The sequence below is a fragment of the Vibrio sp. STUT-A11 genome, assembly GCF_026000435.1.
GTDB lineage: Bacteria > Pseudomonadota > Gammaproteobacteria > Enterobacterales > Vibrionaceae > Vibrio.
Genome location: NZ_AP026763.1, coordinates 2,742,274 through 2,765,774, shown reverse-complemented (window position 1 = coordinate 2,765,774; position 23,501 = coordinate 2,742,274). Strand labels below are relative to the sequence as shown.

Sequence of the window (23,501 nt, the reverse complement as noted above, 5' to 3'; positions counted from 1 at the left end):
GCTCAATTCTCTTATATCTGATCACAAGTCAGGCCAATTCCACCTTATGGAAATGGGGCGCAAATTTTACGTCAAAATGTGAACTGTGACTAGGGGAATTGTGCTTTTGGTGAACAAACGCCCCATAAAAAGTAGGGGCGTAGCGAGTGATAAGTAGGGTTATTTTAGGCGTTCGGGTTCGGTAGCCCACCTAATGCGTCATATAGACTTGGTAGGAATGCACTGAATTCACCGCACATCAGAGAAAAGTCTGCATCGAATCGAGCGGCTTGATCTTCACGTGGGATGTCATCATTTTGGTCTTTCAACTCATCAGAGAACTTCAGACGTTTGATGCCTGAATCTTCTGCCATGATGAATTCGATTCGATCTTGCCAGTTAAGTGCAAGCTTAGTAACAACTTTGTCGGCTGCAATGTGATTCCGGATTTCATCCGTGGTTAGCTCTTGTTTCTTACAACGGATCACCCCGCCTTCTTCCAATACGGATTTCAGCTCAGCCTCGTCCATCATAGTGATGCCTTGTGGCGTATCTCCGGTTTTCACCCATTCAGTCAATGTTGTTTCAATGGCTACTTCTGGGATAGCTGGAACGACAGGTAAGCTACCCATTGTTTTACGCAGCAGCGCTAGAACATCTTCCGCTTTTTTATAGCTGCTAGCATCAACAAGAATAAAACCTTCCTTTGGCATGATTAACACATGAGTGTGGCTGCTGCGGCTGAATGCACGAGGCAGCAAATCCATCACGATGTCATCTTTTAGGTTGTCTTTCTCTTTCTTCTTTAGCGGGCGACCTTCTTGCGCTTCCATCGCCTCTACTTTCGCATTCAGAGAGTCTTTGATCACAGATGCTGGTAGCATCTTTTCTTCTTTCTTGGCGCAAATCAGAATGCGGTTTTCTGATACGTGAGTCATCATGTCGCCATGTCTACCCATTGCGCTGACCCAGCCAAACTTCTGCTTATCCTGGCTGCCACAAGGGGTGAATTGAAACTCAGCTAGTTGAGTCTCTAGTTGATCTGCATTGAAGTTAATCTCGCGGTTAACGCGGTATACCAGACAGTTTTTAAACCACATAAATCTTCTCTAGGCTTGATGACAAGGGACTAATCATAGGGAATTTTTTTGCTGATGTCTTAATAGAAATGAAAAATATCAGGATGAACCCCAAAAGAAAGTTATATGAAAATTTGTTTTCAAAGGTCACAAAAGTGTCATAATTGGTAGTGATAATGCTTATGCATCGAGGGGCGCTTTGTCTCTTAAATTTATTAGCTCAACAAACATAAGGTTATTCAATTATGTCTAGAAGGATTCTGGTTGTTGAAGACGAAGCTCCGATTCGTGAAATGCTCTGCTTCGTACTTGAACAGAAAGGTTACCAAGCGGTGGAAGCAGAAGATTACGACACTGCAGTAACCAAACTGGCTGAACCCTTCCCTGATTTAGTTTTACTGGATTGGATGCTACCAGGTGGTAGCGGTATTAACTTTATCAAGCACATGAAACGTGAAGAGCTGACGCGCAATATTCCAGTAGTCATGCTGACGGCGCGTGGCGAAGAAGAAGACAAGGTTCGCGGTTTAGAAGTGGGCGCAGATGATTACATCACCAAGCCTTTCTCGCCTAAAGAGCTGGTCGCTCGTTTGAAAGCTGTCATCCGCCGTGTCACTCCAACTGCACTAGAAGACGTAATTGACGTACAAGGCTTGAAGCTTGATCCTGTATCACACCGTGTGACTGCTAATGATGGTGCTGTTGATATGGGTCCGACTGAATTCAAAATGTTGCACTTCTTCATGACACACCAAGAGCGTGTTTACAGTCGTGAACAGCTACTGAACAACGTATGGGGTACTAACGTGTATGTTGAAGATCGTACGGTTGACGTGCACATCCGTCGTCTACGTAAAGCTTTAGAAGCCGCAGGCCATGATAAATTGATTCAAACGGTTCGTGGTGCGGGTTACCGTTTCTCGACTAAGGCATAAGTTGGTAGTCAGCTAATCGGTCCCATTTTTGGAGTAATGAGTGGTTGAAAGATTAACGTGGAAAAAGCTGGCCTGGGAGCTGGCTTTTTTTTACACCCCCTGGGTGATAGTAGGTTGGATATTCGGTTATATGCCGTGGTTGCTATTAGCAGCGACGGCGTTGCAGCTTGTGTGGCATTTACATAATCAAGTTCGATTGTCCTCTTGGTTATGGGACGAAAAGCGTCTTACGCCTCCTTCTGGTAGTGGTAATTGGGAGTCGCTCTTTAATGGCTTATACCGTTTGCAACAACGCCAACGCCGTAAGCGCAAAGAGCTAACTAACCTCATTCGTCGTTTTAGAAATGGTGCAGAATCACTGCCAGATGCGGTGGTGGTATTCCGTGCGGAAGGCAATATTGTCTGGTGCAACAAACTTGCACAGCACCTTTTGGGTTTTCACTGGCCAGAAGATTCCGGTCAACCGATTTCAAACCTGATTCGCACGCCCGACTTCATTAAGTACCTCAATAAACAAGATTTCTCTGACCCTCTAGAAATGCGTTCACCTATCAATGTGGAGCGTATGCTAGAGCTGCGTATCGTACCTTACACTGAAGGCGAGCATCTGATGGTTGTGCGTGATGTGAGTCAGTTAAAACAACTGGAAGGCATGCGCCGCAACTTTTTTGCCAATGTTTCTCATGAACTGCGCACGCCAATGACGGTTCTGCAAGGCTATCTGGAGATGACCGAAGATCCGGATATGATTGTCGGCCCTATGTGGACCAAAGCACACGGCGTTATGACCGAACAGCTTAACCGCATGAACGCATTGGTTAATCAATTGCTGACGTTATCTAAAATAGAAGCTGCACCGATGCATGAGCTGGAAGATATCGTTAATGTTCCTGCAATGCTTGAAGTACTGGAAAAAGAAGCGGCAAGCCTGAGTGGCGACGATCATCATAAACTGAAATTCGATGTCGACGAAAGCCTGCGCGTGTTCGGGGACGATGACCAGCTTCGTAGTGCGATCTCCAACTTAGTGTATAACGCCGTGAAATATACTCCGCCAGGCGCCAATATTAATGTGCGTTGGTATCAGAATGCTCAAGGAGCCTGTTTGGAAGTGGAAGACAGTGGTGATGGTATCGAGCCTCAACACTTACACCGACTGACGGAACGTTTTTATCGTGTAGACAAGGCTCGATCGCGTGATACGGGTGGCAGTGGTCTGGGCTTGGCGATTGTAAAACATGCTCTTAGCCATCATGACTCTCATTTAGAAATCCACAGTGAGGTCGGCGTAGGGAGTAAGTTCTCGTTTGTACTTCCTGGCCGTTTGGTGGCGAAGTAATGGTATTCCGAGTGAGTAAATCAGTACTTGTGGCGCTAATTGCATTGATGAGCTCAGGTGCGTCTTTAGCAAAAGATAAACCGTTGCCGAGTTACCAGAAAACAACGGGTATTGTCGGCAACTTGCTTTCTGTTGGATCCGATACCTTAGCGGGCATGACGACGCTATGGGTCGAAGAGTTCAAGTCCATTTATCCAAACATTAATGCTCAGGTTCAAGCTTCAGGATCGTCAACTGCGCCCCCCGCGTTAGCAGAACAAACCGCCCAGTTCGGACCGATGAGTCGTCCTATGCGCTTAAGAGAAATCGAAGCGTTTGAAAGTGGGCACGGTTACAAGCCGACGGCTTTGCGTGTTGCGATTGACGCTATTGGTATCTTTGTCCATCAGGATAACCCCATACCGGGGCTGAACTTTAAGCAACTGGATGCGATGTTTTCAGCAACGTTGCGTTGTGGTGAAAGCCAATTCATCACTAACTGGCAACAACTCGGAGTACAGGCGGAATGGGCCAAGCGCAATGTGCAACTATTTGGTCGTAACTCGGTGTCGGGGACTTACGGCTACTTTAAAAGTAACGCCTTGTGCGGTGGTGACTTTAAAACCCGTGTCAATGAGCAACCAGGCTCTGCCTCTGTGGTACAGTCTGTTGCATCCACAATAAGTGGCGTCGGTTATTCTGGTGTTGGCTACCGAGTATCGGGAGTACGTCTGATACCTATCGCTAAAACGGGTACAGACTACATCCGTCCAACTCGGGATAATATCGTCACGGGTAAGTACCCACTTTCACGTTTTCTCTATGTCTACGTAAACAAGCACCCGGATTACCCGCTTTCACCTATCGAAGCAGAATTCATCCGGTTTATCTTCTCTGCTCAAGGGCAGGCGTTAGTTGAGAAAGATGGTTACGTGCCAATCACGGCGGATTTTGCAAAAGAAGAGTTAAAAAAAGTCGGCTTATAATCAGCCGACTTCTTCATTCAGAGCGTTGCCTTATTTTAGAAGGTGAGCACCCACTTCGCGTTTTCCCAGCGCAATTGTTCTTCCTGCAAATCTGCATGAAGCAACTTATTGTTCTCCAGCCACTCTTCATCCGTACAGGTTAACGTCCAGACATCATCTTTGATCGACAGAGTGATGTTGGGCAGAGGCTCGTCGTTGCGCTGGCCATTTAGCACGATCGAAATCCGCAGGATTTTAATCAAGCTAAGAACATCACTTTGTTTGTAAAGGTTAAACTCAGGCAATTCATTGAGCTTTAACGCTTTGCGCTGAAAGCGAGCCAGCGTTGCTAACACCAACTGCTGCTCTCGGTTAAAGCCCTGCAGCGTCGAGTGTAAGAGAATATAAAAGGAGTGGCGATGAAAACTGCGTAAGTTAATGCTCAGGCCGACTTCGTGTAGCAGTGCCGCCCACTCTAATAAGTCGAACAGATCGCTTTTCTTCTTAATGCCCAGCTCGGAATGAACGTGTTCTAACATGTCTCTGGCATGGCCTTTAACACGTGCCGCATGTTCAAGGTCGACGCGATGTTTCTGAGCTAAGTTTTCAGTGGTGCGCATGCGAATATCAGAACGGGCAAAGCGTTCTTCCATCTCATACAACAATCCTTCTCTCAGGGCCCCATCGGAAAAGAACATCTGTTCGATTTTTAATGCCTGGAAAATCGCGCTAAGAATCGCCACACCAGCTGCAAAAACGGGCTTACGTTCCTCGGTTAGCCCACTGAGTTCAATGTCGTCAATGGAGGCAAAGGCACATAAAGTCTCTATAAGTTTATTGAGACGTTTTAATGTAATTAGGCCATCTTCATAGCCCAGCCCAATCAATACTTCTTGAATGGCTTTAATCGTACCGGAAGAACCAAGCGCAATGTCCCAGCCTTTTTTACGATACTTACTCGCAATAGATTCCAGCTTTTGCTCTGCCGCCAGCATGGCTTTGCTAAAGTTCTTTCCAGACAGTTTGCCATTTTTGAAAAACTGTTCGGTAAAGCTGACGCAACCCATTTGTTTGCTGTTAAGAAGCTCTGGTTCAAAGCCCTGACCGATGATCATCTCGGTACTGCCGCCGCCGATATCAACAACGAGTTTCGAATTTGACTCGACCTGAGTATGTGCCACGCCTAAATAAATCAGACGTGCTTCTTCCTCTCCCGGGATGATTTCAATCGGGAACGGCATCACCTCTTTGGCGCGGTTGATAAACAAGTGTGCGTTTTTGGCTCTTCTAAGCGTATGCGTCGCGGCAATGCGCACGTTAGACTCGTCAAAGCCTTGCAGACGTTCGGCAAACATAGCCAGGCACTCAAGAGCGCGCTCCATCGATGCATGGCTTAAGTTCAACTCACTGTCCAGGCCCGAAGCCATACGAACTCGTTGTTTGTGACGGCTGACTAATTGCAGGTCACTACCGACAACTTTTGCCACCACCATGTGGAAACTATTCGAGCCGAGATCAATCGCGGCAATATAACGTTCATCTTGTTCAAGTATCTGAGACATCTGGCCTTTGTCTTCTGGTTTGCTTTTCTATATTTTTAAGATAGTCATAGATGGCAACTTGTGAGCGAACTTTTTTACGGTTACCGCGAGGTACGTAGCTATTGCTCATCTCTTTATCTATCAAGCGTGCCTTTACGGTATCGGTAAAGTGAATGTTGATTATATCAATAATTCTCTTTTTCAAGCGAGGATCACGAATTGGTGTCGTGACCTCAATGCGGTGATCGATGTTACGAGTCATCCAGTCTGCCGACGAGATGTAAACCTGAGGATCGCCATCGTTGTGGGCGATGATCACCCTTGGGTGTTCCAAAAATCGGTCCACGATACTGATGATACGGATATTCTCACTCACTCCTTCGAGCCCCGGTACCAGAGAACACATGCCACGAATGATCATATTTATTTTTACGCCGGCATTACTGGCCGCGTAAAGTCGGGTGACGATGCCCTTGTCGACAAGATTGTTAATTTTGATCGTCAGGCTGGCTTTTTTCCCTACTTTCGCGTTGGCGATTTCACCATCGATGAGACGATAGATTTGTGAACGCGAATTTCGTGGAGAAACCATCAGATGATTGAATTTTACCGGGCGATAAGGGTTCTCGATATAACCGAAGACATTGCGAACTTCTGTAGTGAGTTCTTGGTCAGCGGTAAGTAGAGCGAAGTCGGTATAAATTCGCGCGGTTTTTTCGTGGAAGTTACCCGTACCGATGTGTGCATAGCGAACGATGTCGTCATCTTCACGACGGCTAATGAGCAGTAATTTAGAGTGTATCTTCAGGCCCGGAGCACCGAAAATAACGTGCACGCCTGCCTCTGTCAGTACTTTAGACCATTCAATATTCGCTTCTTCATCAAAGCGTGCTTGCAGTTCGACAACAACCGTGACGTTCTTGCCGTTATGCACGGCGTCAATCAATGAGTTCATTAATCGTGAATCTTTAGCGACACGATATACATTGATTTTTATACCGATGACTTTCGGATCGAACGAGGCTTGGCGAACTAACTCTGTGATATGGTCAAAAGTATGATACGGATAGTAAAGCAGAATGTCCTTGGCTTTAATCGCCTTGAAGCTGTTGGGATAACCTTCGAAATCCGCGCACTTCATTGGCGGCATAGGTTTGTTTTCTAGGTAGTCACGTCCAACGTTAGGGAAGGAGATAAAGTCTTTGAAGTTCTGGTAGCGATTTCCGGGAATAAGGTTATCGTAGCTCGAAATTTTCAGCTTATTACACAAAAAGTCGAGCATATCCTGTGGCATTTCCCGCTCATACACAAAGCGCACTGGCATTGCGGTAAGGCGCTGGTTTACGCCTTCAGACATCTGTTCCAGCAAGCTGTATTCGATTTCATTGCGTAAGTCGTATTCTGCATCCCGAGTCATCTTCACAGCATAGCCATTTAATTCGTCATAGTCGAAGAAGCCTTTGAACAGTTCATCTAAGCAGTAGCGAATAATGTTATCGAGTAAAATGATGGTCTTACGACGTTTGCCTTTTTGCTCTGGTACCATCACGAAGCGAGGCAAGTGGTCGGTTGGAATTTCGATCAACGCGTACTGCGAGTGTTGTTCTTTGCGTAACTCTACGGCGATATAAGCGTATTCGTCTTTGAGGAATTGCAGGACGTCGATTTCGTCTTTCATCAGTAGCGGCGTAATATGTGGCATCACTTCGTTACGGAAGTATTTGGTTATCCACTTCTGCTGCAGTTCATCAAGTTGCTGTTCGTTGACCAAGAAAATGCGACGTCGCGCCATTTCTCGTATTAATTCACTGTAAAGTTCGTCGAATTTTTCGTTAAGCTTGAACGCTTTCGCTTGCATCCTTGACAGCAGGCGTTTGGAGCTGTCGTTTACACCGCGTTCTTGATTGATTAGGATTCTGCGTTTTACGTCAGCAAAACGCACTTTATAAAATTCATCCAGGTTGTTGGAAAAGATCCCGAGAAATCGTATTCGCTCGATCAATGGAACGGTCTTATCTGCGGCTTCTTGCAATACTCGTTCATTAAAAGACAACCAACTAAGCTCTTTTTCTACATATAGTTTTTCAGTGCTCATTATCTTACCTAGCCAAAAGGTGAAAGTTGCATATTCATCAAGGAAAATATAGTTGAGTGAGAACATTATGAGATTTTTGTTACAGTTTTATTTCATTGTGCTTATTAGATTCCAGAGTTGTTTTCTTTTCAGTTGGTTAATGTGATCTGTAATATAATTGTCATCTAAAAGACATATTCTGGTACTGAGTAGAAAAAGGTAGAGAGATAAATGGCACAAGCCGAGTTTTCATTGCAGGAAAAAGATAAGAAGCGACTAATTAAAGATCGTTTGGTCAGGCTTGCAGTGACGACTGGTGGTGTGGGCGTATTGGCTGCGCTGATTTTGATTTTTGTTTATCTCGCTATGGTGATTATTCCTCTGTTTTCGGATGCGAAAATAGAGACTAACTATGCTTCCAGAAGTGTTCAGGCAGGTAAGCCGTTAGCGATATCTGTTGATGATTACGCCCAACAGGTTTTTGTTCTTAGCGAAGATGGCCGAGCCCAATTCTTCTCTATGGATGAATCTGCACTGCCTTCACTTTATTCTCAGCAACTCGTCACCGATCCTGTTTCTTTTTCACAATCTGCACCGGGCCGGGGATGGTACGGTCTGGTTGACGAAGAAGGGCAAGCACATATATTCAAGCCTGAGTTTAATGCGACTTTAAAAGAGAATGCGCGTCCACCAGAGATCGTCACTTTCCACACAAGTATGAATCTGGCTCTCACCGATAAATCTGACCCAGTGGTTCAATTCGCTTTCAGTGCCTCTGAACAATCGCCAACCATTGTCTGGCAGACTAAAAATGGTCAGGTTCACGCCCGTTGGCAGTTCTCATCTTTTTTGTTAGGCGACGAGCCAACTACGATTGATTTTACCTTTTCTGCTGGTTTCAATTCTCCCGATCAAATATTGCTAACGCCGGGTGGGGAGACGCTGTATCTGCGCGATGGTTCAGAGCTGATCATTTTGAAGAAAGAAAAGTTCACGTTTGTAGTACGTGAGGTCATTGACCTGACACAAGGTGATAGCAAGCATTCGGTACGAAATATCGATTTGTTGTCTGGCGCGTATTCTTTGCTTGTCACCCATAATGACGGCATGGTTTCTCAATGGTTCGATACGCTTCAAGGAGACAAGCGAACGCTGACCTACATCCGTAATTTCAAGTTGGCGTCTGAGATCAAGTACTTGTTACCAGACTCCCATCGCAAAGGTTTCTATAGCTTCTATACCAATGGCACCGTACAAAGTCATTACACCACCAGTGAAAAATTGGTGTTATTTAAGCGCGCCTATCAGCAAGCGCCAGCGCTAGCGGCGATGTCGAGTAATGAGCGTTACTTAATTAGCTGGCAAGACGACAAGCTGGATGTTGCTGTGGTGGATAACCCTTACCCGGAAGTATCACTCTCCTCACTATGGCAGGAGGTTTGGTATGAAGGGTACCCTGAAGCGAAATTTGTCTGGCAATCAACGTCGGCTAGTGATGACTTTGAAGCCAAGTTCAGTTTAGTGCCCATCGCGTTTGGTACAATTAAAGCGGCGATGTTTGCCATGTTGTTTTCCGTGCCGCTGGCGGTGTTAGGCGCAATTTATACTGCTTACTTTATGTCCCCTCGTATGCGAAGAGTGGTTAAGCCGTCGATAGAACTCATGGAAGCACTTCCGACTGTAATCATCGGTTTTCTTGCCGGGCTTTGGTTTGCGCCAATTGTCGAGGATCATCTGATTACAGTTGTGGCGATGCTGTTTATATTACCGCTGGGTACGATGGTCGTAGGTGGGCTTTGGGCACTCCTTCCACAATCGTTAAGAAACAGACTGCCAAATGGCTGGCATGCCTTGGTACTGATGCCGTTATTGTTGCTACTTATCGCGTTGGGAGTATGGTTATCGCCAGCTATCGAGGAGAGCTTTTTCGGTGGAGATATGCGTTTATTCCTGACTGAGCATGGTATTGGTTATGATCAGCGCAATGCACTGGTCGTCGGGCTTGCGATGGGTTTTGCGGTTATACCAACGATTTTCACTATTGCTGAGGATGCGATTTTCTCAGTGCCGAAGCACTTGTCGGATGGTTCTTTAGCCTTGGGAGCAACACCCTGGCAGACCTTAATTTACGTTGTACTGCTGACTGCGAGTCCCGGTATTTTCTCTGCCATTATGATGGGGTTGGGACGCGCGGTAGGTGAAACCATGATCGTGCTAATGGCGACGGGTAACACACCACTTATGGATTGGAACATCTTAGAGGGAATGCGCAGCTTGTCGGCAACGATTGCGGTTGAGTTGCCAGAGTCAGAAGTAGGCAGTACGCATTTCCGCCTGCTGTTCCTTGCAGCATTAATATTGTTTTTATTCACTTTTGCGGTGAATGCGCTTGCCGAGTTTGTCCGTCAAAGATTGAGAGATAAGTACCGTGCGTTGTAATAGTAGTTTGAACAAAGAGCGAGTAATCGCGTGTTAAATTGGATTCGTTCAGGCGCACCTTGGATATGGCTAACGGGTGGAGCGGTGAGTATCAGTTTGCTCTCCGTGTTAGGTTTGCTCCTGCTTATAGGCTGGAAAGGGTTAACCTTTTTCTGGCCTGCCCCCTTGTATCAATGGAATGTGGCGGCGCTGACCCCTGTGCAGGGTGAAGTGCTACAGGAAAATAGTAAACTCATTGGTCAGGTTTACGAGCGAAGCTTTGTTCCCAAAAGTTACTTACCAGAAGAGGCCGCGCAGAAACTCGACGACGATGAGGATTTTGCCACTCGTCTGAGTATTAAAATTGCCAACCGAGAGCTTTATCCTGCCGACTTCATTTCAGTTTTACAAATGCAGTTGGATGAACCAACCACACCTGAAGAGTTGGCCGTCATTGAACGCAGTAGCGGCGGATATTTCTTTGGCAAAATGCTTGCCTTTCAGGACGGAGACAAGCGATATGACAAAGATATTCAGACGATACTTGACGAAAAGATAGATGACGCGGAAACATTGCGTCATGAGATTGATTCGCTGGTGGTCAATCAACTCCAGGATCTCGGCTGGCAGTTGGAACAATTGCGCCTGAACAAGCGCAAAAATGAACTGAACAACTCTATTACCGATGCGTTTTTAGCTGATAACCAGAAGCAAAAGGAACAAATAGAGCAAGAGTTGGCGAGTCTGGACTTGCAGCTTGATGGTCTTCGTTTACAGCTATCTGGCTATGCTCTGATTGTCGAAGACATGACTGGTGAACAAGTCTCGATTCCACTCGAAGATATTCTGGACTACTGGTATCCAAACCAAATGTCGCTGCCAGGAAAAGTCGCGCACTGGGGCAAGCAGGTTTGGAAGTTTTTATCGGACGATCCGCGCGAGTCTAATTCAGAAGGCGGTGTTTTCCCTGCAATTTTTGGCACGGTTTTCTTAGTGCTCATTATGTCGATCATCGTCATGCCGTTGGGTGTGATTGCGGCGATCTACCTGCATGAATACGCCAAGAACAATGCTTTGACACGAGTAATTCGGATTGCGGTTATTAACCTGGCTGGTGTTCCGTCGATTGTTTATGGCGTCTTTGGTTTAGGGTTTTTTGTTTACACCATCGGTGGTTCGATCGATAACCTGTTCTATAGCGAGAAGTTACCAGCACCGACCTTTGGGACGCCGGGGCTGCTGTGGTCGGCACTGACGCTTGCTGTGCTAACGCTCCCAGTTGTGATCGTAACGACAGAAGAAGGATTAACTCGGATTCCAAGCTCAGTTCGTCATGGCTCATTAGCGCTTGGAGCCACCCAATTTGAAACGCTTTGGCGTGTGATTTTACCCATGGCGACCCCAGCGATTATTACCGGCCTGATACTAGCGATAGCCCGAGCTGCTGGCGAGGTGGCGCCACTCATGCTTGTGGGTGTTGTGAAGTTAGCGTCGAGCTTGCCCGTTGATGGGCAGTTTCCGTACGTACATTTAGATCGAAAGTTCATGCACTTGGGCTTCCATATTTATGATGTCGGCTTCCAGACCTCCAATATCGAAGCCGCGCGTCCGCTGGTGTACGCCACCTCTTTCCTGCTCATTACTGTGATTGTCGGACTAAACTTAACAGCAATCAGCATTCGTAATGACTTGCGTGAAAAATACAGAACGTTAGGACAAGATTAAGTATGTTTAATTTTGATAATACATTGGGTTATGAGCCGCCATTAGATGTGCATAACCTGACGGATGAACAAACGGCCATCTCAATAGAGAATCTTAATCTTTTCTACGGACAAGCTCAGGCGTTGCATGATATTTCAATGCGTATTCCTAAAGGCAGAGTTACGGCATTTATCGGACCATCAGGTTGTGGTAAATCGACCCTGTTGCGTTGTATCAACCGCATGAACGATTTAGTTGAAGGCTGTAAAGTCACTGGCGAAGTGCGTCTACATGGTAAAAACGTCTATCATCATAATGTCGATGTCGCAACGCTTAGACGTCGTGTTGGTATGGTATTCCAGCGGCCAAACCCATTCCCTAAGTCGATCTATGAAAATGTAGTATACGGGTTGCGCCTGCAAGGGATGAAGAATAGCCGAGCTTTGGACGATGCCGTTGAACGTTCATTGCGCGCAGCGGCATTATGGGATGAAGTGAAAGACCGTTTGCATGAGAACGCATTTGGCTTGTCAGGTGGTCAGCAGCAACGTTTGGTTATTGCTCGTGCCATTGCGATTGAACCAGAAGTCCTTTTATTGGATGAACCAACTTCAGCACTTGATCCAATCTCCACTTTGACTATTGAGGAGCTTATCAATGAGCTGAAAACTCAATATACTGTGGTTATTGTTACCCACAACATGCAGCAAGCGGCGCGAGTTAGCGACCATACGGCATTCATTCACATGGGTAAGCTCATAGAGTATTCCGATGCCGACTCAATCTTCACGTCACCGGTCAAGACTCAGACTGAAGATTACATTACCGGTCGTTACGGCTAAGGCCTGCGACGAGATTAAACAGAAGGACAATTATGCACTTTGGACGTCATATTTCAGGACAATTTAACGTAGAGCTAGAATCGATTCGTACTCATGTTTTAACTATGGGTGGTTTGGTTGAACAGCAGTTGTCGTATGCTATTCAAGCCTTAAATAAAGAAGATATCGAGCTCGCGCGGAAGGTTGTGCGTGATGACCATAAAGTGAATGCGATGGAAGTATCTATCGATGATGCCTGCACTCGTATTATCGCCAAGCGTCAACCGACGGCGAAAGATTTGCGTTTAATTATCGCTATCATCAAAACCATCACCGACTTAGAGCGCATTGGTGATGTGGCGACGCGCATCGCCTATGTTGCCATCGAAAGTCCTTCATCCAAAGAGCGTCATTTCCAGGTATCTTTAGAGCCGCTGTGTCGGCAGGCGATTCAAATGTTACACCAGGTGCTTGATGCGTTTGCGCGTATGGATGTGGAAGCCGCAGCCGAAGTACACAAGCAGGATGATAAAATTGATGCAGAATATGAAGCGGTAATTCGTCAGTTAATGACCTACATGATGGAAGACCCGAAAAATATTCCCAACATTTTGCAAGTGATGTGGTCGGCGCGCGCAATCGAGCGAGTGGGAGACCGCTGTCAGAACATCTGTGAATATATTATCTACTTCGTGAAAGGCAAGGATGTCCGACACCTTGGCGATCAGAGCATTGATGACGTCTTGAAGTGATGATGTTAGCTCTTTTTAAGTAGGCGATTTCTATCTAGTCTCAAAAAATGAAAACGCCCACTCAGTTCACAGCAGTGGGCGTTCTTTTATCAGCTTTGTGGCTATGATAATAGACGTGTATTTTAATAATCGTTTATTCCAGAAGACGTTTATTACCACCTTTGTCTATCACAAAAACGCAGCCGTAAATTTACTAATATTGGAAATGCTACCAAAAGCCATCACCACTACAATAAATGATCCCAAGGCAGTCAGCCATTTAGGGTGTTGATAGTCACCAACAATATCTTTACGTCGGGTAGCCAGCAGTATGCAGCAAAGGATGACAGGTAAGATGATGCTGTTTACTAGCCCCGCTGTCATCAACAAAACAACTGGGGTATTCATCAAAGTGGTACCCAGAGTCGTGATTGCAATGAAACCAATACACCATCCTTTCTCGTTGCGCGCGACAACAGGGAATAGGGTCTTAATTAGCGAGATAGCCATATAAGAGTTACCAACAACAGAAGTCATTGATGCGACAAATAGCACTAAGCCAAAGATAAAGTAGCCAACCTCGCCAGCGCCATGACGGAATGCATCGGCAGCTGGGTTAGAGTTATCCAACGTCACACCAGTGATGACGACGCCAAGAACCGCCATAAATAGCAAAAATTGAATAACAACGGCGATCGAGATACCACTCCAAGCGGCCTTTTTGATATTGCCAACGTTCTCTTTACCGCTGAAGCCAATATCAACCAGACGATGTGCTCCTGTGTAGTAACCACCCACAGCACCGCCTACGATCGTTAATGTTGGCAATAGCAATGAAGAGACGTTGTTTGGTGAGATCACTGCCTGTGCAACGGGTGCTAAAGGTGGAAGGTTAGTCAAGGCAACGTAGGCGATAAGAATAATCATAAACAAACCAAGATAGCGTGCCATCTGGTCCATTCTTTTTGATGCGTTGTGAGTTAAAAACAACGCAATGCCCAAACCGCCAGTAATCAATGCTCCCCATACCGTGTCTAATCCGGTTAGAACGTTAATCCCTAAAGCGGTCCCACTGACGTTACCAAAGTTGAACGCTACCGCACCTAGCGCTAGTAATATCCCAACGACATAACCCATGCCTGGGGCTATTTTGTTCGCGATATCTTGAATTCTTAATCCAGATACACCGATAACCCGCCATAGGTTCATCACAATACCAAAGGTGAATATCATCGCGATAAATACTGGGAAAGCCATATCGACTTTGTACATATTAGTGAACATCGAATTCTGGGTAAGAAATCCGGGTCCAACCGATGTCATTGCCATAAGAAAAGCAACACTTAATATTTTTACTCTCGTTTGAGATTTGTCGTCGTGTTTAGGTATAGGTTGAGGAATAGCTGGATTATCTTTCATATTTTTACCATATGTAGATATACCTAAAGAACTTTAGATTCGGTGCTCAAATTGTGGTCATATTAAAACTAAGCACACTCAATGAATTACGTAGACTGAAGTTATTTTGGTATATATTGTAAACACTATATTGATTATAAAAAATGGATGTTAGTTATCATGTTAAAACATTGATAATTTAATGAGGTGTAATAGTCTGCTTCTTATTGGTGTTTATTCCAAACGAGGCGCAATTTACATCAATTCTTATGCTTGAATACCTGGCTCATTACCATTTTACTTGTCATTTTTAGTTTCGTCCTAAGTATTTATTACTGCTCAATACTTCCTAACTTGAGCGTGCTTAATAAAGTAATCCTGCTAGTCACTTAGTGTAAATAATCCACTCCTTAGATCTATCGACATTGTTATTCACAGTGATTCACTTTTAAGCATCGCTATTATCAATGATTTTTCGTGCATAGTGCATGACTCAAGTCCCAAAAATAAAACTAAAAGTGAGGTCATGAAAAATGACATTATCCTTTTTATATGTGCGGATGTTAATTAAATTCAATAAAAACAGTGGTTTATGCAAGTTATTTGTGGTTGATATTTGTAGGTAATGACATTTTTAATACGTGAGCGCTGTCACGTGCGTCCAAAAAATTAGACGAATTGGATTGAAAGTGCGATTTTTTTATCTCAATATAATTCACATAATTTGAGCAGTATTGGTTAATAAATATTCTCAACAATGCTTGCTCTGTAATAATAAATAAGGTCTGAATATGCGCGGAAAATACACTACTCAAGATCTGATAAAGATTTACGAGCACTTAAAAATCTTTAACAGCGCCAACCATACAGAGCGAGGTATCACTCGCCTTGCTTATTCCCCAGAAGATGAAGCGGCTCATCAATATTTAATTGAAGAAATGGGCAATCATGGCTTGATTGTTCGCCAAGATGCGATGGGTAATATTTTTGCTCGCTTGCCAGGTAAAAATTCAAATTTACCTGCGGTTGGTACCGGATCGCACGTTGATACCGTTCCTAATGGCGGAGCACTTGATGGTGCGCTTGGAGTCTTCGCTGGCCTATTCGCTTTGTTGCAGTTCTCTCCCGGTGAGTTGGAACGAGATTTAGAACTAGTGGTATTTCGCGCAGAAGAATCAAGTCGTTTTGGTGTGTCTTGTATTGGCAGTAAGACGATGGTCGGTCATTTAGCGTCAACCAGTTATGACGAAAACATGGATGACAACGGAGTTAGTATCCGCGACGCGATTAAGAACGCAGGTTACAGGCACGATGCTTTGTCATCCTGTGAGTTGCAACGAGATTACTTCGACAGCTTTGTTGAGTTACATATTGAGCAGGGTCGATGCTTAGAGCAAGAGCAAAAAACGATTGGTGTGGTTTACGGCATTGCAGCGCCAACACGTTTTGAAGTGAATGTTCTTGGTCAGGCGGATCACTCTGGGGCGACCCCAATGGGGATTCGTAGTGACGCTTTGGTGGCGGCAGCGAACATCATCGAAAACCTCCATGTATCTTCTTGTAAAGAGTCAGCGAATGGCACTGTGGGTACGGTGGGTAAAATAAACTGCTATCCAAACTCTATGAACGTGATTCCTGGCCAAGTGAAGTTTTATGTTGATATTCGTGGTGTAGAAAAACCAAGTATTGAACGTGTGGTTGACTCTCTTTACCTCTGTATTCAGAAAGCGAAATTTGATCACAACGTTAAGATCGAACTTCGTACTATTTCTGAAGAAGAGCCGGTTCTGCTTAATTCCGAAATATGCGACCTGATAGAAGAAACTTGTTCACGTCTCAAACTGAGCAACATGAGAATGGTCAGCGGCGCAGGGCATGACGCTATGTATATTGCCAAAAAATTCTCGACTGCAATGATCTTTATTCCATCTATCGATGGCATTAGTCATCACCCAAATGAAGAATCAAAGAAAGAACATATTTTGTCTTCAGCATTTCTTTTGGCTGAAACTTTAAAGAATCTTGCGAATAAAAAATAGAAGAAATCTATATGAAGAATCACATTAGAATAGAAAAAGATTTATTGGGTGAACGAGAAATCTCAAATAGAAATTACTGGGGTGTACACACGCTACGAGCATTGGAAAACTTTCCTATTACCGGAATCAAGATATCTCAGTATCCGGAATTAATCCGAGCAATCGCAACAGTTAAGAAAAGTGCTGTCAGAGCAAATGAAGAACTAGGCTTGATCGCATCAGATAAAGCTCATGCGATCAAAGCTTCTAGCGATTATGTTATTGAAGGACAATATCATGATCAGTTTGTGGTTGATGTTATACAAGGTGGTGCGGGTACATCAACCAACATGAATGCCAATGAAGTTATCGCCAATTTAGCACTTGAATATATGGGGCATAACAAAGGTGAATATGAGTTCTTGCATCCGCTTGATCATGTTAACTGCTCCCAGAGCACTAATGATGTTTATCCAACGTCAATTAAGCTTGGTACCTTAATTGCTGCTCAAGGCCTGCTTTGCTCAATGGAAAACCTAAGCTACGCCTTATTTAAAAAGAGCGCAGAGTTCTCCGATGTACTAAAAATTGGTCGTACTCAACTGCAAGATGCGGTTCCTATGACACTTGGTCAAGAGTTTAAAACTTACGAGATCATGGTGAACGAAGATATTGATAGGTTGAAAGAAACCCTAAATCTTCTATTGGAAGTGAATATGGGCGCGACCGCGATAGGTACTGGGATCAATACCGACCCGAAATACTCTCCACTGGTGTGCCGCTATTTGGCGGAGGAGTCTGGCTTTGAATTCACACCAGCGGGCAACTTGATCGAAGCCACTCAAGATATGGGTGCCTTTGTTTTATTGTCTGGGATGCTTAAACGTATCGCAGTGAAAATGTCTAAAATTTGTAATGACTTACGATTGTTGTCCAGTGGTCCGCAAAATGGCTTTGGTGAAATTAACTTACCACCTCGCGCTGCTGGTTCTAGCATTATGCCTGGTAAGGTCAATCCAGTTATTCCAGAAGTAGTGAACCAGATTGCATTTGAAGTGATTGGTAACGATCTGACCGTGACCATGGCCGCTGAAGGTGGTCAATTGCAGCTTAATGCGTTTGAACCGATCATTATCCATTCAATATTTAAAAGCATCAAACACCTGAGTAATGGGTTTGATACTTTGGTTACTAATTGTATTGATGGAATTACTGTTAACAGAGAAAAACTGGAATTTTCGATTAATAATTCTGCGTGCTTGGCTACCGCATTGAATCCGTATATTGGTTACGAAAAATCGAGTGATGTAATAAAAACTGCACTCAAATTTAATCGTCCTATTAGAGAAATTATCCTTGATAAAAAATACATGTCTGAACATGAAATCGACATGATATTAAACCCTACAATATTGACAACGCCAGTTAAGAAAATTGATTTTTCAGTTCAATAATTAAATAAAATAATATTAATCACTGGAGGCCAGTATGGCTGCTGTTTCTACATCCGGAAAAGTAATTAAAAATGAATGGGTCAATGACGAATATAAACATATGGTTATTGAAACCGAACAAAAAGCCTCAGAGGTTGAACCTGGGCAATTCTTTAATTTAATTTGTCCACCAAGTGGCAAAGACCAACCTTTTTTTCCTCGTCCAATGAGTACGTATAAAGCGAATAGCAATGGGCAAGTGGAGTTTTTATATAAAGTACAGGGCAAAGGTACCCGAGGTCTCGCGACGCTTGAACAAGGGAATGACTTAGAGTTTCTTGGGCCATTAGGAAAAGGATTTACGGTAAAGCCAGACTACAAACACATCTTAGTTATTGGTCGAGGTGTTGGGCTAGCGACACTCGCCCCACTTGCTGAGTACGCCACGGAAAAAAATGTCGCAGTCACCGCGATTCTTAGTGCTAAAGATCAACCGCGTGTGATGTCCCGCTACCGTTTTGAAGAGGCGAACGCGGAGATTTTTGAGGCTTTGGATAGCGACGGGTCAAGTGATATGGCTCGAGTGGAAGATCTTATTCGCACTATCCACGCTACCCATCCTATTGACTGTTTCTATACCTGTGGCTCGAAACGCATTGTCGCGTTACTCAAAAATCTCGCCCTTGAGTTGGATATTCAAGGTGAGGTCGCAGTAGAAGAGCAAATGTCTTGTGGACTAGGAATGTGCTGCGGTTGCGTCAAACCAGTGCAGAAAATTAATGAGCCACCTAAGGCGAAAAAGGTGTGTAAAGATGGCCCTGTATTCGATTTGCTGGAGATGATTGTATGAGTTGTTTAAAAATCAAAGTAGGTAATATCGAGCTACAAAACCCAATAATGCCAGCATCCGGTACGTTTTCTGAAGGTATTTTAGAGGTTATAAATGGCAACGAACTGGGCGCATTTGTCACCAAAACCTTTACCGCTGATGTGCGTACGGGTAACCCAATGCCGCGCATCGCTGAAATCGAATCGGGTTCCATGCTCAACGCTATTGGTATCCCAAGCAAAGGCGTAAATAACTACATCAAGAAGACGGTGCCTATTTATCGTGACTACACGCCGCCGTTAGTGACCAGCATTTCAGCGAATACAGCCGCAGAGTTCGCAGAGTTGGCAGCACAGCTCAGCGATGTTGACGGCATCTCTGTCATTGAAGCCAACATTTCGTGTCCAAACATTGAAGCGCATGGCAAAGCCTTTGCTATTGATCCTGAAAGTACCGCTAAGGTGATTTCAGCAATCCGCAAAGCGACCCACTTGCCTGTCTGGGCAAAGTTGACGCCAAATACCACCGATATTATTGGTGTAGCCAAAGCTGTCGAAGATAACGGTGGCGACGCAGTTGTTGTTGGAAATACGCTGTTAGGAATGGGCATCGATATCCGTACTAAGCGTCCAAAGCTAGGCAATATCATGGGCGGTTATTCGGGGGCAGGACTCAAAGCCGTAAATCTGCGCATGACTTACCAATGTGCGAAGAACATTTCTATTCCTGTTATTGGCTGCGGTGGAATTAACAACTATGAGGACGCGATTGAGTATTTGCTCGCAGGCGCAACTGCGGTGCAAGTCGGTACCGCGTCTTTTATTGACCCGAAAACCATGACCAACATTATCAAAGATTTAGAGCGTTACTGCTCTGAGCAGCAGTTGAAACACATTTCTCAATTAACCGGTGCGGTCATTGACGATCAATTTGCACCTTTTACCGCTTTTGAATAACAGGAGCTTATGATGGAAATTACTATTGCAAAACCTGATGATTGGCACCTGCACCTACGCGATGGCGAAATGTTAGAAACTGTGCTGCCGTTCAGTAGTGAACATTTTGGCCGCGCGATTGTTATGCCAAATTTAGTGCCGCCACTGATCCGTTCCAGCGATATTCGTCAATACCGCGAACGTATTCTAGCAGCACTACCGAAAGCGCATACGTTTGAGCCATTAATGACCGCCTATTTGTCTGACAGCACGGATGTAAATGATCTTATTGAAGGTTATCAATCTGAGCTAATTCAAGCTGTCAAACTCTATCCTGCGAATGCGACGACCAACTCTGCTCATGGTGTCACCTCTATCGAGAAGGTGTATCCGATTCTTGAAAAAATGCAGGAGTACGATATTCCACTGTTGATTCATGGTGAAGTAACTCAAGCAAAGGTGGATATTTTTGACCGTGAAAATCGATTTGTCGAAACAGTACTTGCGCCTTTAACGGAACGATTTCCTATCTTGCGTGTTGTGGTTGAGCACGCAACAACATCAGAGGCGGCTGAGTTTGTATTATCTAAAGGCGCTAATGTCGCTGCAACGATTACTCCTCAACACTTGTTGTACGATCGCAATGCGTTGTTAGTTGGTGGGATCCGACCACACAACTATTGTTTACCGATTTTAAAACGAGAAGAGCATAGACGCGCACTTGTCAAAGTAGTGACCGCACAAGACAACAGCAAGTTCTTCTTGGGTACTGATTCAGCACCACACGATACGTCGCATAAAGAAAGCAGTTGTGGGTGTGCTGGCGCATTCAACTCTATGGTTGCCTTGTCGGTTTATGCCTCGATTTTTGAGAAAGAAAATGCGCTAGAAAATTTAGAGAAGTTCACCTCAATTAACGGCGCAAATTTCTACAACAAACCAATCAACAAAGAAACAATTACCTTAGTTAAGCAAGACTATGTTGTTCCTGAAAAAGTGAATGTTATCGGTGGTGGTGATGTGACGCCGTTCTTGGCAGGACAGACTCTGGAATGGGCAATTAAATAGGGTTAAAGCAATTAACGTGGGTTATAGCAATGAGTGGCTCAGATGTCGATGCTACTCATTCATGTATTATTAGGCGGACAATATGTCGGATAAATTAAGAACTGACGCACTCAACTACCATCAGTTTCCAAAACCTGGAAAACTAGAAATTACCCCAACGAAACCTCTTGCCAGTCAGATAGACCTGTCACTGGCTTACTCCCCGGGCGTGGCATTTCCGTGTGAAGAGATTGCGGCTAACCCCGAGCTTGCCTCAAAGTACACGTCGCGCTCTAACTTGGTCGGTGTCATTAGTAATGGCTCGGCGGTACTTGGCTTAGGTAACATAGGTGCTCTTGCCTCTAAACCAGTTATGGAAGGAAAAGCGTGTTTATTCAAGGCGTTCTCTGGGATTGATGTGTTTGACATTGAACTGGATGAATCCGATCCCGATAAGCTTGTTGAAGCTATAGCCATGCTTGAGCCGACGCTGGGCGGGATTAACCTTGAAGATATCAAAGCGCCTGAGTGTTTCTATATTGAAGAAAAACTTCGTGAGCGAATGAACATTCCTGTCTTTCATGACGATCAGCACGGTACGGCGATCATCTCTTCAGCCGCGATTATTAATGCGTTGGATTTGGTTGGTAAACAAATTGAAAAGGTAAAACTGGTCTGCTCTGGCGCTGGGGCCGCGGCGATCGCCTGTTTAAACTTGCTGGTTAAATTAGGACTACAAAAAGAGAACATCAAACTGGTCGACTCCAAAGGTGTCGTCACAACTGAGCGCACAGGTTTGGATAAAACTAAGCAAGCCTTTGCAGTCGAAACTTCAGATCGCACGGTGGCTGATGCGGTTAAAGATGCGGATGTCTTTTTAGGTTGCTCTGCTGCGGGGTTGCTGAAACCAGAGATGCTGATGACAATGGCGGAGAAGCCCGTCATCTTGGCATTGGCAAACCCAGAACCAGAGATTCGTCCAGAAGTAGCTAAATCGGTTCGACCTGATTGTATCATCGCGACTGGTCGTTCGGATTATCCCAACCAAGTGAACAATGTTCTTTGTTTTCCATTTATTTTCCGTGGTGCGCTCGACGTAGGTGCGTCTGCAATTACTGAAGAGATGAAAGTCGCGACGGTGAAGGCGATTTCGAAACTGACTAAAATGTCGGCTTCTACCGACAAAACCAGCCAGGCATACAGTGGCCAGACGTTTTCGTTTGGACCAGATTACATTATTCCCAAGCCATTTGATCCGCGCTTAATCTCGGCGATTGCGCCTGCAGTTGCTGAATGTGCGCTGAAAGCTGGCATTGCTAAAAATACCGATTTTGATATTGCTGAGTATCGTAAGTTCTTAGAGGCATCGATTTATCACACTGGCCTAATCATGAAGCCAGTATTTGAACGCGCCATGCTTCATTGTCCGAAAATTGTATTTACTGAAGGCGAAGACAAGCGAATACTACAGGCGGCTCAAGTATTAGTCGACGAAGGTATTGCGCAGCCTGTCCTTTTAGGAGATAGACACACAATCGAAAGTCATCTAACCGAACTCAACTCTACCGTGATGGTAGGGAAAGATATTGAAGTGGTGGGTGTAGATCACAGCCTAACTAGCCGAACTCTGCAAGGTCGTTTGCTGGTGGATTCTGGTGATGCTCAAGGAATGATCTGCGGGCTTGAAGACAGCTTCCTGAATCACTTGGAACACGTTGCCACGCCAGAGATGAAAGGCAGCACTTTGGCGGCGATGAACTTATTACTCATGAAAGGCCGAAGCTTATTCATCTGTGATACTTACGTAAATGAGACTCCGTCAGAACAGCAACTGGCTGATATTGCAGTTTTGGCGGCGAAAGAGGCAGAAAAAATGGGTATCCAGCCCAGCATTGCCTTTTTGACAAACGCTCACGACACTAACTCTGAGTCATATCGAAGAATGAGTGCAGCAAAAGAACGCTTGGAGCATACCTATCCGCACTTGAATGTCGCCGGCGTAATGCAAGCCGATTCTGCGCTTTCTTTAGATATACGTAGCAAAGCCATGCCGGGGGCGATTCGTGAGAAAGAAGCCAACGTGTTGGTGATGCCTAACGTGGATAGTGCGAATATTACTTACAATTTACTTAAGGTAATTAGCTGTCAAGGTGTGACGGTCGGGCCTTTTTTACTTGGCTGTGATAATAATATTCATATATTGACGCCAGCCGCCTCTGTGAGACGAGTGGTCAATATGAGTGCAGTCATTGCCGCGAGTCTATAAGTGTAACAGG

General features: G+C 44.8%; 17 protein-coding genes. 13 read left to right on the top strand and 4 right to left on the bottom strand.

Annotated elements, in window-relative coordinates:
• Window positions 1–164 precede the first annotated feature (164 nt).
• On the bottom strand, window positions 165–1,079 hold the full coding sequence (rdgC, locus tag OO774_RS12955; protein WP_020333628.1) for a recombination-associated protein RdgC: 915 nt from the start codon (window positions 1,077–1,079) through the stop codon (window positions 165–167).
• Window positions 1,080–1,303: 224 nt separating this feature from the next.
• On the opposite strand from rdgC, the gene phoB reads away from it, so the two are divergent.
• From phoB to OO774_RS12940, 3 genes are read left to right on the top strand one after another with little or no spacing between them, the layout of a single operon-like run.
• Window positions 1,304–1,993, top strand: coding sequence for a phosphate regulon transcriptional regulator PhoB (phoB, locus tag OO774_RS12950; RefSeq protein WP_014230905.1), 690 nt, complete (start codon window positions 1,304–1,306; stop codon window positions 1,991–1,993).
• A gap of 40 nt (window positions 1,994–2,033) precedes the next feature.
• Complete coding sequence (phoR, locus tag OO774_RS12945) at window positions 2,034–3,332, top strand: phosphate regulon sensor histidine kinase PhoR (RefSeq protein WP_264903060.1); 1,299 nt, start codon at window positions 2,034–2,036, stop codon at window positions 3,330–3,332.
• On the top strand, window positions 3,332–4,297 hold the full coding sequence (locus tag OO774_RS12940) for a phosphate ABC transporter substrate-binding protein PstS family protein (RefSeq protein WP_264903059.1): 966 nt from the start codon (window positions 3,332–3,334) through the stop codon (window positions 4,295–4,297). Before phoR ends, OO774_RS12940 begins: the two co-directional genes overlap by 1 nt.
• Window positions 4,298–4,332: 35 nt before the next feature.
• Here the strand turns inward: OO774_RS12940 and ppx are convergent, their stop codons facing one another.
• Window positions 4,333–5,838 (bottom strand): exopolyphosphatase, encoded by a 1,506-nt coding sequence (gene ppx, locus OO774_RS12935; protein ID WP_264903058.1) that lies wholly within the window; start codon window positions 5,836–5,838, stop codon window positions 4,333–4,335.
• Window positions 5,822–7,912 carry a polyphosphate kinase 1 gene (gene ppk1 / locus OO774_RS12930; protein WP_264903057.1) on the bottom strand — a complete coding sequence of 697 codons (2,091 nt, stop codon included), beginning with the start codon at window positions 7,910–7,912 and terminating at the stop codon, window positions 5,822–5,824. Before ppk1 ends, ppx begins: the two co-directional genes overlap by 17 nt.
• Before the next feature lie 210 nt (window positions 7,913–8,122).
• On the opposite strand from ppk1, the gene OO774_RS12925 reads away from it, so the two are divergent.
• Genes OO774_RS12925 through phoU form a run of 4 tightly spaced genes read left to right on the top strand, consistent with a single transcriptional unit; the run spans window position 8,123 to window position 13,586 of the window.
• A complete protein-coding gene (locus OO774_RS12925; RefSeq protein WP_264903056.1) occupies window positions 8,123–10,330 on the top strand; it encodes an ABC transporter permease subunit in 2,208 nt (735 codons plus the stop codon).
• Between the two features lie 30 nt (window positions 10,331–10,360).
• Window positions 10,361–12,034 carry a phosphate ABC transporter permease PstA gene (gene pstA / locus OO774_RS12920; protein ID WP_264903055.1) on the top strand — a complete coding sequence of 558 codons (1,674 nt, stop codon included), beginning with the start codon at window positions 10,361–10,363 and terminating at the stop codon, window positions 12,032–12,034.
• A gap of 2 nt (window positions 12,035–12,036) precedes the next feature.
• Window positions 12,037–12,855 carry a phosphate ABC transporter ATP-binding protein PstB gene (pstB, locus tag OO774_RS12915; protein WP_264903054.1) on the top strand — a complete coding sequence of 273 codons (819 nt, stop codon included), beginning with the start codon at window positions 12,037–12,039 and terminating at the stop codon, window positions 12,853–12,855.
• 32 nt (window positions 12,856–12,887) lie between these two features.
• Entirely contained in the window at window positions 12,888–13,586 is a 699-nt protein-coding gene (phoU, locus tag OO774_RS12910) for a phosphate signaling complex protein PhoU (protein WP_264903053.1), read from the top strand.
• Window positions 13,587–13,754: 168 nt separating this feature from the next.
• On the opposite strand, the gene OO774_RS12905 is transcribed toward phoU, so the two are convergent.
• The gene (locus OO774_RS12905; protein WP_264903052.1) at window positions 13,755–14,984 is read right to left on the bottom strand and encodes an NRAMP family divalent metal transporter; all 1,230 of its coding nucleotides are present in this window, start codon (window positions 14,982–14,984) and stop codon (window positions 13,755–13,757) included.
• Window positions 14,985–15,754: 770 nt separating this feature from the next.
• On the opposite strand from OO774_RS12905, the gene OO774_RS12900 reads away from it, so the two are divergent.
• The 6 genes from OO774_RS12900 (at window position 15,755) to OO774_RS24020 (ending at window position 23,491) form a co-directional block, all read left to right on the top strand.
• Entirely contained in the window at window positions 15,755–17,002 is a 1,248-nt protein-coding gene (locus tag OO774_RS12900) for a Zn-dependent hydrolase (protein ID WP_264903051.1), read from the top strand.
• An 11-nt stretch (window positions 17,003–17,013) separates the two neighbouring features.
• Window positions 17,014–18,435 carry an aspartate ammonia-lyase gene (locus tag OO774_RS12895; RefSeq protein ID WP_264903050.1) on the top strand — a complete coding sequence of 474 codons (1,422 nt, stop codon included), beginning with the start codon at window positions 17,014–17,016 and terminating at the stop codon, window positions 18,433–18,435.
• Between the two features lie 34 nt (window positions 18,436–18,469).
• Window positions 18,470–19,264, top strand: a complete 795-nt coding sequence (locus OO774_RS12890; RefSeq protein WP_264903049.1) for a dihydroorotate dehydrogenase electron transfer subunit — start codon at window positions 18,470–18,472, stop codon at window positions 19,262–19,264.
• Window positions 19,261–20,199, top strand: coding sequence for a dihydroorotate dehydrogenase (locus tag OO774_RS12885; protein WP_264903048.1), 939 nt, complete (start codon window positions 19,261–19,263; stop codon window positions 20,197–20,199). The genes OO774_RS12890 and OO774_RS12885 overlap by 4 nt, the downstream gene beginning before the upstream one ends.
• Before the next feature lie 9 nt (window positions 20,200–20,208).
• Window positions 20,209–21,246 (top strand): dihydroorotase, encoded by a 1,038-nt coding sequence (gene pyrC, locus OO774_RS12880; protein WP_264903047.1) that lies wholly within the window; start codon window positions 20,209–20,211, stop codon window positions 21,244–21,246.
• 82 nt (window positions 21,247–21,328) lie between these two features.
• Window positions 21,329–23,491, top strand: coding sequence for an NADP-dependent malic enzyme (locus tag OO774_RS24020; protein ID WP_264903046.1), 2,163 nt, complete (start codon window positions 21,329–21,331; stop codon window positions 23,489–23,491).
• The last annotated feature ends 10 nt before the right edge of the window (window positions 23,492–23,501 follow it).

Coding starts and splice junctions, on each gene's coding strand:
- rdgC (WP_020333628.1), bottom strand. CDS start 1,079: ATGTGGTTTAAAAACTGTCTGGTATACCGCGTTAACCGCGAGATTAAC.
- phoB (WP_014230905.1), top strand. CDS start 1,304: ATGTCTAGAAGGATTCTGGTTGTTGAAGACGAAGCTCCGATTCGTGAA.
- OO774_RS12940 (WP_264903059.1), top strand. CDS start 3,332: ATGGTATTCCGAGTGAGTAAATCAGTACTTGTGGCGCTAATTGCATTG.
- ppx (WP_264903058.1), bottom strand. CDS start 5,838: ATGTCTCAGATACTTGAACAAGATGAACGTTATATTGCCGCGATTGAT.
- ppk1 (WP_264903057.1), bottom strand. CDS start 7,912: ATGAGCACTGAAAAACTATATGTAGAAAAAGAGCTTAGTTGGTTGTCT.
- OO774_RS12925 (WP_264903056.1), top strand. CDS start 8,123: ATGGCACAAGCCGAGTTTTCATTGCAGGAAAAAGATAAGAAGCGACTA.
- pstB (WP_264903054.1), top strand. CDS start 12,037: ATGTTTAATTTTGATAATACATTGGGTTATGAGCCGCCATTAGATGTG.
- phoU (WP_264903053.1), top strand. CDS start 12,888: ATGCACTTTGGACGTCATATTTCAGGACAATTTAACGTAGAGCTAGAA.
- OO774_RS12905 (WP_264903052.1), bottom strand. CDS start 14,984: ATGAAAGATAATCCAGCTATTCCTCAACCTATACCTAAACACGACGAC.
- OO774_RS12900 (WP_264903051.1), top strand. CDS start 15,755: ATGCGCGGAAAATACACTACTCAAGATCTGATAAAGATTTACGAGCAC.
- OO774_RS12895 (WP_264903050.1), top strand. CDS start 17,014: ATGAAGAATCACATTAGAATAGAAAAAGATTTATTGGGTGAACGAGAA.
- OO774_RS12890 (WP_264903049.1), top strand. CDS start 18,470: ATGGCTGCTGTTTCTACATCCGGAAAAGTAATTAAAAATGAATGGGTC.
- OO774_RS12885 (WP_264903048.1), top strand. CDS start 19,261: ATGAGTTGTTTAAAAATCAAAGTAGGTAATATCGAGCTACAAAACCCA.
- pyrC (WP_264903047.1), top strand. CDS start 20,209: ATGATGGAAATTACTATTGCAAAACCTGATGATTGGCACCTGCACCTA.
- OO774_RS24020 (WP_264903046.1), top strand. CDS start 21,329: ATGTCGGATAAATTAAGAACTGACGCACTCAACTACCATCAGTTTCCA.